The following is a 14,517-nucleotide window of genomic DNA, read 5'->3' on the forward strand; positions in this document are numbered from 1 at the left end:
GCGGTGCCATGACGACGCTGCGCGTCGCACTGGTCCAGGCCGCCTGGACCGGCGACAAGGAGAGCATGATCGAGGCGCACGAGGAGTACGCGCGCCAGGCCGCCGACGCCGGTGCGCAGATCGTGTGCTTCCAGGAACTCTTCTACGGTCCGTACTTCGGGATCACCCAGGACAGCAAGTACTACGACTACGCCGAGTCCGTCCCGGGCCCCACGGTCAAGCGGTTCCAGGCGCTGGCCGCGGAACTCGGCCTCGTGATGGTCCTGCCCGTCTACGAGGAGGAACAACCCGGCGTCCTCTACAACACCGCGGCTGTCGTCGACTCCGACGGGAAGTACCTCGGCAAGTACCGCAAGCACCACATCCCGCACCTGGACCGGTTCTGGGAGAAGTTCTACTTCCGCCCCGGCAACCTGGGCTACCCCGTCTTCGAGACCTCCGTCGGCAAGGTCGGGGTCTACATCTGCTACGACCGGCACTTCCCCGAGGGCTGGCGAGCCCTGGGTCTGGCCGGCGCCGAGATCGTCTTCAACCCCAACGCCTCCAAACCCTCGCTGTCCAACCGGCTCTGGGAACTCGAGCAGCCCACCGCGGCCGCCGCCAACGGGTACTTCGTCGCCGTCCCGAACCGGGTCGGGACCGAGACCGGCGAGTTCGGGGACGACGCGGTGCCGTTCTACGGGACCAGCTACGTCGCCGACCCGATGGGGAACTTCGTGGGCGAGAAGGCCGGCAGCGAGAACCCGGAACTGCTGATCCGCGACCTCGACATGGACCTCATCCGCACGGCCCGCACCGACTGGCAGTTCTACCGCGACCGTCGCCCCGACTCCTACGGCGACCTGGTCCGGCCGTGACCACGGGACGGAGGACTCTCGTCGAGAACGGAACCCTGGTCTCCTCGACGGGCGCCGTCCGCACCGACGTGCTGATCGAGGGCGAGACCGTCGTGGCCCTGCTGGCTCCCGGGTCCTTCGCGTTCGAGGTGGACACCCGGATCGACGCGACCGGCTGCTACGTCCTGCCCGGTGGGGTCGACGTGCACACCCACATGGAGATGCCCTTCGGCGGGACCGAGGCGAGCGACACGTTCGCGACGGGAACCCGCGCCGCAGCCTGGGGCGGCACCACGACGATCGTCGACTTCGTCGTCCAGCGCACCGGCGAGGTCGTCGAACGCGCGCTGGAGACCTGGCACGCCAAGGCCGCCGGGAACTCAGCGATCGACTACGGGTTCCACATGATCCTCGGTGGGGTGGACGACGACTCGCTGACGGCGATGGACTCCCTCGTCGCCCACGAGGGCATCACCAGCTTCAAGCTCTTCATGGCCTACCCGGGGGTGTTCTACTCCGACGACGGCCAGATCCTGCGGGCCATGCAGCGGGCCACGGACAACGGCGCCACGATCATGATGCACGCCGAGAACGGCACCGCCATCGACGTCCTCGTCCAGCAGGCCCTGGCCCGCGGCGACACCGACCCCGTGTTCCACGGCACCACCCGCCCCGCCGCGCTCGAGGCGGAGGCCGTCAACCGGGCCATCGCCCTCGCCGACGTCGCCGGCGGGACCCCCCTCTACGTCGTGCACGTCTCGGCCTCCCAGGCGCTGGAACGCATCGCGACCGAACGCGCGAAGGGTGCGAACGTCTTCGCCGAGACGTGCCCGCAGTACCTCTACCTGACGCTCGAGGACCACCTGGGAGCCGGTGGACCGGGGAGTTTCGAGGGCGCCAAGTACGCCTGCTCCACCCCCCTGCGTTCCAGGCACGAACCGCACGCCGCGGACCTGTGGAGAGGTCTGCGCACCGACGACCTCGCGGTGGTCTCGACCGACCACTGCCCGTTCTGCTTCAAGGACCAGAAGCAACTGGGCCGGGGGGACTTCTCGAAGATCCCCAACGGCATGGGCGGGGTGGAGCACCGGATGGACCTCGTCCACCAGGGCGTCGTCGACGGGCACCTGTCGTTGCAGCGCTGGGTCGAGACCTGCTCCACCACGCCGGCCCGGATGTTCGGGATGTACCCGCGCAAGGGCACCGTGTCCCCCGGTTCGGACGCCGACATCGTGATCTACGACCCGGCCGCGACCACCCGGATCTCGGCCGAGACCCACCACATGAACATCGACTACTCGGCCTTCGAGGGTTTCGAGCTGACCGGATCCGTCCGCACCGTCCTGTCCCGCGGTGCGGTGATCCTCGACCGCGGGACGTACTCGGGCAGCCCGGGCCACGGGAGGTTCGTCCCCCGCGGCCTGTCCCAGTACCTGCGCTGAAAGGAGAACGCGATGGACTTCGGCGTCGTGCTGCAGACCACCCCACCCGCCTCCCGGGTGGTCGACCTGTCCCGGATCGCGGAGACCTACGGGTTCTCCCACGTCTGGACGTTCGACTCCCACGTCCTGTGGGAGGAGCCCTACGTCATCCACTCCGCGATCCTGCAGGCCACCCGCAAGGTTGTCGTGGGACCGATGGTCACCAACCCGGCCACCCGCGAGTGGTCGGTGACGGCCTCGACCTACGCGACGCTGAACGAGATGTACGGGCCGCGGACGATCTGCGGCATCGGCCGGGGAGACTCCGCCGTGCGGACGTTGTCGGGGAAACCCACGACGCTGGCGACACTGCGCGAGTCGGTCCACGTGATCCGGGAACTGGCCAACGGCCGGCCCGTCGAGCACCGCGGCCAGACCGTGCGGTTCCCGTGGGCGACCGACCACGGAGCCGGCCGGCAGACCGAGGTGTGGGTGGCCGCCTACGGCCCCAAGGCGTTGCAGCTCACCGGGGAGGTCGCCGACGGGTTCATCCTGCAGCTCGCCGACCCCGACATCACCGCCTGGACCATCAGGACGGTGAAGGACGCGGCGGCGGCCGCGGGCCGTGACCCCGAGACCGTGAAGATCTGCGTCGCCGCCCCCGCCTACGTCACCGACGGCAGCCGGGCCGGCCTGGACCACGCCCGGGAGCAGTGCCGGTGGTTCGGCGGGATGGTCGGCAACCACGTCGCCGACATCGTCGAACGCTACGGCAGCGACAGCAACGTGCCCGCGGCGTTGACGGACTACATCGAGGGCCGCGAGGGCTACGACTACAACCAGCACGGCCAGGTCGGCAACACCCACGCCGACTTCGTGCCCGACGAGATCGTCGACCGGTTCTGCCTGCTCGGCTCCCCCGCCGAGCAGATCGCCCGGCTGCGGGACCTGGAGGACCTGGGGGTGGACCAGTTCGCCCTGTACCTGCAGCACGACGCCAAGGAACAGACGCTGCGCGCCTACGGCGACCTCGTCCTGCCGGCCCTGGCCGAGACCGTGACGGCCCTCTCATGACGTGACCGCCCGCACCCTCCCGATCGACGCGGACCGGGAGGCGATGACCACGTGTTCCAGGCCCGGCCGGTCCGGCGCCTCCCGCACCTCCACCACGGTGAACCCGTGGTGGAGGAGGGAGGAACTCAGCTCGGCCGGGCCGCGGAAGCGCAGCGTCGACCCGGAGGTCAACCGCTCGCCGTCCGCGAAGGTGAACACGGTGCGGAAGGTCACCAGCGGCGGCGAGACCGCCAGCAGCTCGAACTCCGCGCGGACGGTCCCCTCCCCGGGGACCGTCCGCACCTGCGGCGGTCCCGACCAGGTCCGCCAGTCCTCGGCCTCCGGGCGCCTGGTCTCGAAGACCAGGTGGCCGCCGGGCCGCACCGCCCGGGCGAGGCCCCGCAGCGCCGCGTCCCAGTCCCCGTCGGTGACGAACACCTGGGCCACGTTGCCGGTCATCACGGCCAGGTCGCACCCGAGCGCGGGAAGCTGCGCCGCCTCCACGGGCAGCCACGTCACGGCCGAGGTCCCCGGTCGGGCCCGGGCGACGTCCAGGCTCGCGAGCGCCGGGTCGGCGCCCGTCACCTCGTACCCCTCAGCGACCAGGAGCGCGGCCAGGACACCCGTCCCGCACCCCACGTCCAGGACGTGGTGCGCGCCGAGCTCGCCCGCGAGGGCGACGTAGGGCACCAGGTCGGGGCGGGGGTGGTCGAAGACGTCGTAGAGGGCGGCCAGGCGGGGGTGGGCGAAGATCGGGTCCGGCACGCTCCGAGCCTGGCGCGGGCCACTCGGCGCCCGCACCGGGTTTTCGGTGGAAGCCAGGCCCGCCCCGTGGCAGGGTCCGGGTACCGATCGGGAGGAGCCGGCCGTGGCCGTCGCGCGTTTCAAGGACCTCTGCCTCGACGCCCGGGACCACCAGGCGCAGGCCGACTGGTGGTGCGCCGTCCTGGGCTACGTCCGGCACGAGTCCGGTGACGGCCCGCGGGATCCGACGTGGCCGGTCCCGTTGCGTGACCCCTCCGGTGCGGGCCCGTTCCTCTGGGTGAACCCCGTCGCGGAGCCCAAGACGGTGAAGAACCGGATGCACCTCGACGTCGTCGGGGACCTCGCCGGCCTCCTCGCGGCCGGGGCCACGATGGTGCGGTCTCGCGCCGAGGACCGCCCGTGGGACGTGCTGGCCGACCCCGAGGGCAACGAGTTCTGCGCCTTCCGCCCGGAGGCGTAGTCACGTCCGGACGTGCGGTGGTGGCGGGGCGGGGATAGGCAGGGGGCATGGACGCCAAGGACATCCTGCTGGACGGCTACGGCCGCATCTCCCCGCTCGTGCACGCAGCGGTCGACGGCCTGGACGAGGACGCGCTGAGCGCCCGCCTCGATCCGGGGGCGAACTCGATCGCGTGGCTGGTGTGGCACCTGGCTCGGGTGCAGGACGACCACGTCAGTGACGTCGCCGGGCACGAGCAGACCTGGACGGCGGACGGCTGGGCGGAGCGCTTCGCCCTGCCGTTCGGACCGGGTGAGACGGGGTACGGCTTCGACGCGGACCAGGTGGGTCGGGTGCGGGTGGGCGCCGAACTGCTCACGGGGTACCTCGATGCGGTGCAGGTACGGACGGTCGACTTCCTGGACGGACTCTCCGGCGCTGACCTGGACCGGGTCGTCGACGACGCGTGGGACCCGCCGGTGACGCTGGGGGTCCGCCTGGTCAGCGTGCTGGACGACGACCTCGAGCACGCGGCGCAGGCGGCCTTCGTGCGGGGGGCGCTGGAACGGCGCTGAAGCTCCCGGAACGCAACGATCCCCGCCCCAGCCGAAGCTGGGACGGGGATCGTGGACGGTCAGACCGTCAGCGTCTGAAGATCAGAGACGCGTGACGTTCGAGGCCTGGGGGCCCTTGGCGCCCTGGGTCACCTCGTACTCGACCTGGTCGTTCTCTTCCAGGTTGCGGAAGCCGTTACCGGCGATCGCGGAGTAGTGGACGAAGACGTCCGGGCCACCGTCGGTCGGGGCGATGAAGCCAAAGCCCTTTTCGCCGTTGAACCACTTGACAGTTCCCTGAGCCATGATGGCCTCCTCAAGGTGTACGCCCCACCGTAGTGGAGCTCGTCGCCGAGGGGCTGACCTGGTCTGGAAAGCGTGCTGGACCCTCGAGTGAATCCCGGGGCGCAAAAGCACGTCGAGAAACTGCGACTAGGAAGAACTTAGCACGATCGGGCCTGATGTCCAGTCCCCGTGCTGTGCTCTCCTCAGCCGGCGCGCAGCTGCGACACGAGCGGGCACCGGAACGGGTCGCGAGCGGCCAGGCCCACGTCGTTGAGGTACGCGACGATGTCCTTGAGGGCCTGCGGCAACGAGGTCTCGGTGTAGTCGATGCCGTGCTCGGCGCAGAAGCGGCGCACGAACGGCTGGACGGCGCGCAGGTTGGGCCGGGGCATCGAGGGGAACAGGTGGTGCTCCACCTGGAAGTTGAGACCACCCATGAAGAGGTCGACGAACCAGCCGCCGGAGATGTTGCGGGACATCAGCACCTGGCGACGGATGAAGTCGACCTTGGTCTCGCGGGCCACGATCGGCATGCCGACGTGGTTGGGCGCGAAGGCGCCGCCCATCGAGACGCCGAAGGCGGCCATGTGGACACCGAAGAACGCGGCGCCGCGGGCCGGCCCGAGCAGCAGCACGAGCGCGGCCAGGTAGACCCCCCAGTGGACGACGATGAGGGAGGCGTCGATCCAGCGCTTCTTGGCCCGGCGGCCGCTGATCAGCGACTTCGTGGAGTCGACGTGCAGGTTGAGCCCGGCCAGCAGCAGCAGCGGGTAGAACCAGTAGCCCTGCTTGGCCGTGGCCCAGCGCAGGACGCCCCGACGACCGGCGGCGGCCTCCTCGTGGAAGGAGACGACCTCGGACTCGATGTCGGTGTCGATCCCCCGGGCGTTGGGGGCCTGGTGGTGCTTGGTGTGCTTGCCCATCCACCAGCCGTAGCTGAGACCCGTCAGCAGCGCGGCGAAGATCCGGGCCGCCCACTCGTTGCCGCGGTGCGAGGCGAAGATCTGCTTGTGCGCCCCGTCGTGGCCGAGGAAGGCGAACTGGGTGAGGACCAGCGCGAGCGGTGCCGCGACCAGCAGCACCAGCCAGGAGTCCCGGAGCAGGAACGCCCCCGCGACGACGGCGAGGAAGGCGACCGTGGTGAACGCGATGCGCCACCAGTAGTGCCCCGTCCGCCGGCGCATGAGGCCTGCGTCCTGCACGGCCGCGGTGAGCGTCGCGTACGGGGTGCTGCGGCGCGCCCGTGCGGGCGGCGGCTGCACCGGGTCGGACACGGACTCGGTCGTGGGCATGGTCGTCACTGGTCTCCTCGCGGGCGTTCAGAGGAGCACCGGGCGGTGCGTCCTCGCGTCGTGCCCGGGCGGGGGACCCCTGGACGGACACGACGGTGTGGCTCGTTCTCCGCTGCAGCCTCCCGCAGCGAGCCCCACGGTAGGCCAACGAGTGGAACCCCCCATCGGTGCCCACGCCGACGCCTTTAGGCTTCTGCGGTGCCGTTTGCGAGCCCTCGCGACTGTGACGGCACGCAGGGCACCGCGCACAGGAGAGAGCCGCACCAGTGAGCCAGTCCACCGAGCCCGACGCGTCGACCCCGGCCGAGGAGGCGACGAGGGAACAGGTCGCCCTCGAGGACGCTCACGTCGGGACGCTCTACGACCGGCTCGACGTCCTGCGCGCCCAGACCGCCGAGCAGCTCGCCGACGTCCGGCGCACCCTCGCGACCGGCACCCACCAGAGCCGCTTCGAGCGCGACGCCTTCGCGACCCTCTACGAGGACCGCCTCTCCCAGCTGTGGTCGGTGGAGAACCGGCTCTGCTTCGGGCGCCTGGACCTGCAGCCCGGGACCGAGGACCCGCGCCGCTACGTCGGCCGGCTCGGCCTGGCCGACGACCGGGGCAACCAGGTGCTCGTCGACTGGCGGGCGCCCGCGGCGCAGGACTTCTACCAGGCCACCGCGGCCGCTCCCCGTGACGTCGTCCGGCGCCGGCACCTGCTCACGGCGGGCCGCCACGTCACGGGCGTCGACGACGAGGTGCTCATCGCGGCCGAGGGTGAGCGCACCACGGGTGACGCGGCCCTGCTGGCCGCCGTCACCGCCCCCCGCACCGGCCGCATGGGCGACATCGTCGCCACCATCCAGGCCGAGCAGGACCGGGTCATCCGCGCCTCCGAGCGCGGGGTCCTCGTCGTCCAGGGCGGTCCGGGGACCGGCAAGACCGCCGTGGCCCTGCACCGGACGGCCTTCCTGCTCTACACCCACCGCGACCGCCTCGCCCGCAGCGGCGTCCTGCTGCTCGGCCCCAGCCCGGTGTTCCTGCGCTACGTGGAGCAGGTCCTGCCCGCGCTGGGCGAGACGGGCGTGGTGACCGCGACGCTGGCCGAGCTGTTCCCCGGGGTGCTCGCCCGGGGCGGGGACTCCGCCGCCGCGGCCCGGGTCAAGGGCTCGCTGCGGATGGCCGAGGTCCTCGACGCGGCCGTCGCCGACCGGCAGCGGATCCCCGCCCGACCGCTGCGCTTCGACCTCGACGGCACCCGGATCATGCTGCGTCCCGACGCGATCGCCTCGGCCCGCGCCCGTGCCCGGCGCGGTCGCAAACCGCACAACCTGGCCCGGGTGACCTTCGTCCGCGAGGTCCTGAACACGCTGGTCAACTCCCTCGCCCGCGCCCGCGGCGCCGACCTGGGCGAGGAGCGCGACGACCTCGTCACCGAACTGCGCGAGCACGTCGACGTCCGGCGCGAGGTCAACCTCTGCTGGATGCCGCTGACCCCGCAGAAGGTGCTCGCCGGTCTCTACCGCAACCCGGACCTGCTGGAACGCATCGCACCGCAGTTGTCGGCCACCGACCGCGCGGCCCTGCACCGCGAGGACGCGAGCGCCTGGAGCGAGGCCGACGTGCCCCTGCTCGACGAGCTCGCCGAACTCCTCGGCCCGCTGGAGGAGTCCGCGAACCAGGCCCGCCGCGACGCCGACCGCGAGGAGCAGGTCGCCTACGCGCGCAAGGTGCTCGAGGACTTCGAGGCCTCCGGGGTCGGCAACCCCCTGGTCAGCCCGGAACTGCTCGCCGACCGCTTCTCCACCGACGGACCGGTGGGCACGGTGGCCGAACGGGCCGCGCTGGACCGGACCTGGGCCTACGGCCACGTCGTGGTCGACGAGGCGCAGGAACTCTCCCCGATGGCCTGGCGCCTCGTCGAACGCCGCTGCCCGTCGCGCTCGATGACCCTGGTCGGCGACGTCGCCCAGACGTCGAACCCCGCCGGCGCGCGCAGCTGGGCGCAGGCCCTGAAACCCGTCGTCGACGACCGCTGGCGGCTGGAGGAGCTCACCGTCAACTACCGCACGCCCGCGAAGATCTCCCGGGTCGCCGCCGACGTGCTGCGCTCCGCGGGCATCTCGGCGAACCCGCCGACCCCCGTCCGCGAGGGCGACCACGACCCCGTCGCAATCCCGCTGACCTCCGGGGCGGACGTCGTCGAGGTCGTGCGGGCCCGTTTCGCCGACCTGGACGAGGGGCGGGTCGCCGTCATCACCGCCGAGGTCGACGGAGCTCTGGGCTCGGACGCGCTGCGCGCGGCGATCTCCGCCGTGCTGCCCCGGGGGGCGGTCGCCGCCTCCCCCGACGACCTCGACGCCGCGGTGTCGGTGCTCGACGTGCACCGGGCCAAGGGCCTGGAGTTCGACGTCGTCGTGCTCGTCGAACCCGCGGCCGTCCTGCGCCGTCCCCGCGGCGCCAACGACCTCTACGTCGCCCTGACCCGCGCGACCCAGGAACTCCACGTCCTGCACGCCGAACCCCTCCCCGCCGGCATGGAGTCCCTCGCCTGACCGGCGGGGTGGGCCATGATCGCGGCATGAGCGACAAGCCCAGGGTGGCCGTCCTGCTGACCGGTGGAACCATCGGCAGCGGTGGTCACGACGACCTCGACCGCCTCGACTACGTCGACCTCGGGCACGTCCTCACCGACGAGGAGGCGCTGCCGCTCTACCGGTTCCCGGACGACGTCGACGTCTCCCCGCGCCGGGTCCGGCGGATCCCCAGCACGGCCGCCGACGAGGGGTTCTGGGCGGAGCTGCGCACCGCGGTGCTGACCATCGCGCGGGAGGAACCCGACGTCGCCGGGGTCGTCATCACCCACGGCACCGCGACCCTGGAGGAGACGGCCTACGTCCTGCAGCTCACGCTGGCGAGCGAGCTCCCCGTGGTGCTCGTCGGGGCGCAGCGCCCACCGACGGCGGTGGGTTCCGACGCGCAGGTGGGGCTCGCGAACGCGATCCGCGTCGCGGCCTCGCCGTCCTCGCGCGGGCACGGGGTGCTGGTCGTCATGGACGACCGGATCCTGTCGGCGCGCGACGTCCTCAAGACGTCGAACTCGGGTCTGGACACCTTCCGCGCCCGCGACCACGGCGCCCTCGGTGACGTCGACCCCTACGGCGGGGTCTGGTTCTACCGCAAGCTGCTGCGCCGTCACACCACGTCGTCGCGCTTCGTCGCGCAGGCCCACCCCGTGTGGCCGCGGGTGGAGATCGTGCCCGTCTGGGCCGGCGCCGACGCCCGGGTGGTGGAGCGTCCCGTCGCCGACGGTGCTCGCGGGCTGGTCGTCGCGTCGCTGCCGCCGAGCATGAACCCACCCGCCGTCGAGGTCGCGATCCAGCAGGCCGTCACCGCCGGGGTCGTCGTGGTCGCGAGCAGCCGCGCGATCACCGGCCGCGTCACGCAGCGGCACGCCTTCGACGAGCGCGGACTCGTCGGCAGCGACACGCTCTCCCCCCAGCAGGCCCGCATCCTGCTCTCGCTGTGCCTGGCGGCGGGCCTGGGACACGAGGAGATCGTCGAGGCGTTCGCCACGCACTGAACCCACCCCGAGGGTCGTAACCTCTCCGAGTGCCGAAAACCCCTGCCCCGGCGACGGCCTCCGCGGACGGGTCGGTCGGCTGGTCACGTCCCCTCGCGCTCGTCGTGGCCCTGGCGTACTTCATGGAGAACCTCGACGCGACGATCCTCACCACGGCGACGCCCTCGATCGCGAGGGCCTTCGACGTCGTCCCGGCCGACCTGGGGCTCGCGGTCACGGCGTACCTGGTCGCGGTGGCGGCGTTCATCCCGTTCGGCTCGTGGGCGGCGGACCGGCTCGGGGCACGGCCCGTGTTCCTGGTCTCGATCGTGGTGTTCACCCTGGCGTCGGTGCTGTGCGCGGCCTCCGACTCCGTCACGACCCTCACCACCGCCAGGGTCCTGCAGGGCATCGCCGGCAGCATGCTCGTCCCGATCGGACGGCTGGTGGTCCTCAGCGGAACGGCCAAGTCGGACCTCGTGCGGGCGATCGCCTACCTCACGTGGCCCGCTCTCGTCGCCCCGGTCATCGCCCCCCTGCTCGGCGGGATCCTCACCGAGTACGCGGGCTGGCCGTGGATCTTCTGGGTGAACGTCCCCGTCGGGATCGCGCTGGTCCTGGTCGCGTGGCGGATCGTGCCGCAGGTCCCCCGCCGGCGGCGCCCGCTGGACGGTGTCGGACTCGTGCTGCTGGTGGTGGCCGTGAGCGCGCTGGTCCTCGGGATGGAGTTCGTGGCCGACGCGTCGACGACGGTCGCGGGGGCCGGTCTGCTCGTCGGGTCGGTGCTCGTGGGAACCCTCGCGGTGTTCTGGTTCCGGCGCGCCGCGCACCCGGTGCTCGACCTCCGCACCCTGCGCATCCCGACGTTCCGCGCCTCGAACTCGGCCGGTTCGGTCTACCGCGGGGTCGTCAGCGCAGCCCCGTTCCTGCTGCCGCTGCTGCTGCAGGAGGGTTTCGGGTGGAGTCCCGTGCGGGCCGGGGCGATGGTGATGGCGGTGTTCGCGGGCAACCTCGGGATCAAGCCCGTGACGACCCCGTTGGTGCGCCGGTTCCGCCTGGTGCCCCTCATCGTGGTCGCGACCTCCGTGCTCGCCGCCTCGTTCGGGGCGGCGGCGCTGCTGCGTCCGGACACCCCGGAGATCGTCGTGGCGCTGGTCTTCCTGGTCTCCGGCGCGGCCCGATCGGTGGGTTTCACGGCGTACAACACCCTGCAGTTCGCCGACGTGCCGGCGGAGGCGATGAGCCCCGCGAACACCGTCGCCTCGATCAGCGCTCAGCTCGCGACGGGCATCGGGGTGGCCGTCGCGGCCCTGCTGGTGCGGGCGGCGGCCGACCTCGCACCCGCCGGTGACGCCGCCTTCGCCTACCGGGCGGCGCTGATCGGGATGGCCGTCGTCGGTCTGCTCAGCATCGTCGAGTCGGCGTCGCTGCCCCGCGGTGCGGGTGACGCCGTCCGCGCAGGACGGCGCTGATCAGCGGCCGGAGGACGCGCGTCCGCCGAGGACGTCGTCGAGGAGACCGGGAAGACCGGCGGGGACGATCGTCTCGGAGGTGTAGCGCAGGTCCGCGGCGCTCCACCAGCGGTGCCCGAGGTGGTGCTCGACCTCCCAGTCGGTGAGCCCCGCCTCGATCGCACCGCGTGGGCTCCGGCCGGCGAAGACCTGCCCCTCCTCATCGCTGGAGAGGTCGCCGGAGAGCGGGACGACCTCGACGTCCACGACGGAGGCCTGTTCGCGCAGCTGCCGGACGGCCGCCGCCGCGGGGCCCTCGTCGGCGCCGACGTCGCCGCCGGGCGTCGTCCAGACGTGACCTCCCCCGGGCAGCGCCGTCCGCAGCAGGAGGACCCGCCCGTCGTCGTCGACGAGCAGCACCCGGGTGGTTCGTGCGTGGCCCACCCGGGCAGCCTACGAACCCGGACCGTCAGCGCGTGAGGAACAACCGCACGGCCAACGCCAGCCCGGCCACGGCGATGACGGTCCGCAGCACCCGAGGGTCGAGGCGGCGCACGATGACCGGCCCGACCCGGCCCCCCACGACGCACCCGACGCCGAGGAGCAGCGCCGCCCACCAGTCCACCGGCCCGAACACCGCGAAACCGACGGCGGCGACGGTGTTCGCGGCCCCGGTCAGCATGTTCTTCAGCGCGTTGTTGCGGGCGAGGGACTGGGCGTGCAGCACCTCGGAGAGCGCGAGCATCAGCACCCCGGCGGCGGCGCCGAAGTAGCCGCCGTAGATCCCGACGAGGAAGATCGCGACGAGGGCGGCGGGGTTGTTCGGGGAGAGCCGACCGGGCTGCAACTGCTTGATCCGCGGTTGCAGCAGGATCGTCACCGAGGCTCCGCCCACGAGGAACGGGACGACCACCTCGAACGCGTCCGGCGGGAGGGCGAGCAGCAGCACGCAGCCCACGGCGCCGCCCGCCGCGGCTATCGGCAGCAGCCGCTTCAGCCGGGCGCCCTGACCGGAGAGCTCGGGTCGGGAACCGGCCGCCGTGCCGGCCGTGACCCCGAGCAGGGCCATCGAGTTGGTGACGTTGGCGGCCAGCGGGGACAGCCCGGTCAGCAGCAGCGCCGGGTAGGAGACCAGCGAGGCGAGTCCCGCCGTGCTGCCGACGAGCCCCGCCAGCACCCCGGCCAGCAGGAGCAGCGGGATCTCGACGGGCGACACGTTGCCCGATCCAACCAGTGCGTCCGGGTTCCCCGGACCTCGGTGCCTGCGGGGCCTCCCCCGGTGTCGGTGGTCTGTGCTGTGCTGAGCGCGTGACGACCTCCGACAGCGCCGTTGACGTCTCCGCCACCCATCCGACGCTCACCGCCGGGGAACTCGAACCCCGCCTCGCCGCGCACCGCTCCGAGCTCAGGGGCTACTGCTACCGGATGCTCGGTTCCGCCTTCGACGCCGAGGACGCCGTCCAGGACACGATGGTCCGGGCGTGGAAGAGCATCGACGGCTACGCGGGCCGGTCGGGTCTGCGGTCCTGGCTGTACCGGATCGCCACGAACGTCTGCCTCACGATGCTCGAGAACCGGAAGCGGCGCGCCCGGCCGATGGACCTCTCGGCGTCCGCGTGGGAGCCGGTCGAGGCGTCGCTGCAGCGCAGTCAGCCGGAGGACACCTGGCTGGAGCCGATGGTCGACGACCGGGTGCTGCCGGAAACCGGCGACCCGGCCGACATCGCCGTGGCCCGGGAGTCGATCCGCCTCGCCTTCGTCGCCGCGCTGCAGCACCTGCCCCCGCGTCAGCGTTCGGTCCTCATCCTGCGCGACGTCCTGCGCTGGAAGGCGGAGGAGGTCGCGCACCTGCTCGACACGACGACGGCGTCGGTGAACAGCGCGTTGCAGCGGGCCCGGGCGACGCTGGCCGAACGCCCCGACGTGGAACGCACCGAACCCCTCGACGACACTCACCGCACGTTGCTGGAGGACTACGTCCGGGCCTTCGAGGCCTACGACATGGACGCCTTCGTGAAGCTCCTCGCGGCCGACGTCACGCAGAACATGCCGCCGTTCGACCTGTGGCTGGAGGGCGCGCAGGACATCACCGCCTGGATGCTCGGACCCGGCCACCAGTGCCGCGGGTCGAAGCTGGTCCCGGTGACGATGAACGGGTCCCCCGCCTACGTCCACTACAAGCCGATCGGGGCGAACGGCGAGCTCGTGCCGTTCGCCGTGCAGGCCCTGGAGCTGGCCGAGGGGAAGATCGTCCGGATCACGTCGTTCCTGGACACCCGGCTCTTCGACCTCTTCGGCTTCCCGCAGGAGCCCCCGGCCTGATCAGCCCATCGACTTCCGGCCGTCGACGGCCTCGCGCAGGAGGTCCGCGTGGCCGGCGTGCTGGGCGACCTCGGCGAGCACGTGGACGAACACGCGTCGGGCGCTCCACCGCCCCGGCTCGAACCAGGGTGCCTCCGGCAGGTCGTGCGCGAGGTCGAGGTCGAGGGTCCGCACGAGCTCGTCGGTGCGGGCCGCGACGGCCGCGTAGTCGGCCAGCACACCGGCGACGGTCTCCCCGGGGAGCATCCGGAAGGAGTCGGCCCGCGCCTGGAAGTCGGTGTCCGCGAAGGACGGCAGCCCACCGGCCCCGTGCACGGCGAAGTCCGCCCACTGGGCCTCGGTCTGCGCGACGTGCTTGACCAGGCCCCCGAGGCACAACTCGCTCACGGTGGTCCGGGCCGCCGCCTGCTCGTCGGTCAGGTCGGTGAGGGTCTGGGTGAAGAGCCACCGGTGCTTGGTCAGGGCGGACAGGAGGTCGCCCCGTTCGCCACCGGGAGCCGGGGTCGGTGCGGAGTCGCTGGTCATGGCGGCACGGTAGGGCCGGGGTCCGACACC

Annotated in this window: 15 protein-coding genes; 9 read left to right on the plus strand and 6 right to left on the minus strand. The window is 72.2% G+C overall.

Translation table 11 applies throughout. From position 1 onward, the window contains the following. Positions 1 to 8 precede the first annotated feature (8 nt). Genes SJY07_RS05590 through SJY07_RS05600 form a run of 3 tightly spaced genes read left to right on the plus strand, consistent with a single transcriptional unit; the run spans position 9 to position 3,331 of the window. Positions 9 to 857: a nitrilase-related carbon-nitrogen hydrolase gene (locus SJY07_RS05590; protein WP_380157590.1), complete on the plus strand. Its 849-nt coding sequence runs from the start codon at positions 9 to 11 to the stop codon at positions 855 to 857. After that, positions 854 to 2,278: a dihydropyrimidinase gene (gene hydA / locus SJY07_RS05595; protein WP_380157592.1), complete on the plus strand. Its 1,425-nt coding sequence runs from the start codon at positions 854 to 856 to the stop codon at positions 2,276 to 2,278. The genes SJY07_RS05590 and hydA overlap by 4 nt, the downstream gene beginning before the upstream one ends. Before the next feature lie 12 nt (positions 2,279 to 2,290). Continuing rightward, on the plus strand, positions 2,291 to 3,331 hold the full coding sequence (locus SJY07_RS05600; RefSeq protein ID WP_380157594.1) for a TIGR03842 family LLM class F420-dependent oxidoreductase: 1,041 nt from the start codon (positions 2,291 to 2,293) through the stop codon (positions 3,329 to 3,331). On the opposite strand, the gene SJY07_RS05605 is transcribed toward SJY07_RS05600, so the two are convergent. Beyond that, positions 3,326 to 4,075, minus strand: coding sequence for a class I SAM-dependent DNA methyltransferase (locus tag SJY07_RS05605; protein ID WP_380157596.1), 750 nt, complete (start codon positions 4,073 to 4,075; stop codon positions 3,326 to 3,328). The two genes, SJY07_RS05600 and SJY07_RS05605, sit on opposite strands and share 6 nt — an antisense overlap. Positions 4,076 to 4,178: 103 nt before the next feature. Between SJY07_RS05605 and SJY07_RS05610 the strand changes: the two genes are divergently transcribed. Then, positions 4,179 to 4,535: a VOC family protein gene (locus SJY07_RS05610; protein ID WP_380157598.1), complete on the plus strand. Its 357-nt coding sequence runs from the start codon at positions 4,179 to 4,181 to the stop codon at positions 4,533 to 4,535. Between the two features lie 47 nt (positions 4,536 to 4,582). Next, positions 4,583 to 5,089, plus strand: coding sequence for a DinB family protein (locus tag SJY07_RS05615; RefSeq protein ID WP_328295234.1), 507 nt, complete (start codon positions 4,583 to 4,585; stop codon positions 5,087 to 5,089). Between the two features lie 81 nt (positions 5,090 to 5,170). On the opposite strand, the gene SJY07_RS05620 is transcribed toward SJY07_RS05615, so the two are convergent. Together SJY07_RS05620 and SJY07_RS05625 are read right to left on the minus strand one after the other, a co-directional pair. Next, complete coding sequence (locus SJY07_RS05620; protein ID WP_012086670.1) at positions 5,171 to 5,374, minus strand: cold-shock protein; 204 nt, start codon at positions 5,372 to 5,374, stop codon at positions 5,171 to 5,173. A gap of 182 nt (positions 5,375 to 5,556) precedes the next feature. Beyond that, positions 5,557 to 6,645: an acyl-CoA desaturase gene (locus tag SJY07_RS05625; RefSeq protein WP_328295233.1), complete on the minus strand. Its 1,089-nt coding sequence runs from the start codon at positions 6,643 to 6,645 to the stop codon at positions 5,557 to 5,559. Between the two features lie 266 nt (positions 6,646 to 6,911). Here SJY07_RS05625 and SJY07_RS05630 point away from each other — a divergent pair, with 266 nt between their 5' ends. Genes SJY07_RS05630 through SJY07_RS05640 form a run of 3 tightly spaced genes read left to right on the plus strand, consistent with a single transcriptional unit; the run spans position 6,912 to position 11,661 of the window. Further along, positions 6,912 to 9,182: a HelD family protein gene (locus SJY07_RS05630; RefSeq protein ID WP_380157601.1), complete on the plus strand. Its 2,271-nt coding sequence runs from the start codon at positions 6,912 to 6,914 to the stop codon at positions 9,180 to 9,182. Positions 9,183 to 9,208: 26 nt separating this feature from the next. Then, on the plus strand, positions 9,209 to 10,210 hold the full coding sequence (locus tag SJY07_RS05635; RefSeq protein ID WP_380157603.1) for an asparaginase: 1,002 nt from the start codon (positions 9,209 to 9,211) through the stop codon (positions 10,208 to 10,210). Between the two features lie 29 nt (positions 10,211 to 10,239). After that, the gene (locus tag SJY07_RS05640) at positions 10,240 to 11,661 is read left to right on the plus strand and encodes an MFS transporter (protein ID WP_380157605.1); all 1,422 of its coding nucleotides are present in this window, start codon (positions 10,240 to 10,242) and stop codon (positions 11,659 to 11,661) included. Here the strand turns inward: SJY07_RS05640 and SJY07_RS05645 are convergent, their stop codons facing one another. After that, complete coding sequence (locus tag SJY07_RS05645) at positions 11,662 to 12,084, minus strand: NUDIX domain-containing protein (RefSeq protein WP_380157607.1); 423 nt, start codon at positions 12,082 to 12,084, stop codon at positions 11,662 to 11,664. Between the two features lie 25 nt (positions 12,085 to 12,109). Beyond that, positions 12,110 to 12,856 (minus strand): sulfite exporter TauE/SafE family protein, encoded by a 747-nt coding sequence (locus SJY07_RS05650; RefSeq protein ID WP_380157609.1) that lies wholly within the window; start codon positions 12,854 to 12,856, stop codon positions 12,110 to 12,112. 92 nt (positions 12,857 to 12,948) lie between these two features. Between SJY07_RS05650 and SJY07_RS05655 the strand changes: the two genes are divergently transcribed. Continuing rightward, entirely contained in the window at positions 12,949 to 13,962 is a 1,014-nt protein-coding gene (locus tag SJY07_RS05655; RefSeq protein WP_328295227.1) for a sigma-70 family RNA polymerase sigma factor, read from the plus strand. Here the strand turns inward: SJY07_RS05655 and SJY07_RS05660 are convergent, their stop codons facing one another. Continuing rightward, positions 13,963 to 14,487, minus strand: coding sequence for a DinB family protein (locus SJY07_RS05660; RefSeq protein WP_380157611.1), 525 nt, complete (start codon positions 14,485 to 14,487; stop codon positions 13,963 to 13,965). Positions 14,488 to 14,517: the final 30 nt, after the last annotated feature.

The organism is Kineococcus sp. R86509 (assembly GCF_042466365.1).
Classification (GTDB): Bacteria; Actinomycetota; Actinomycetes; order Actinomycetales; family Kineococcaceae; genus Kineococcus.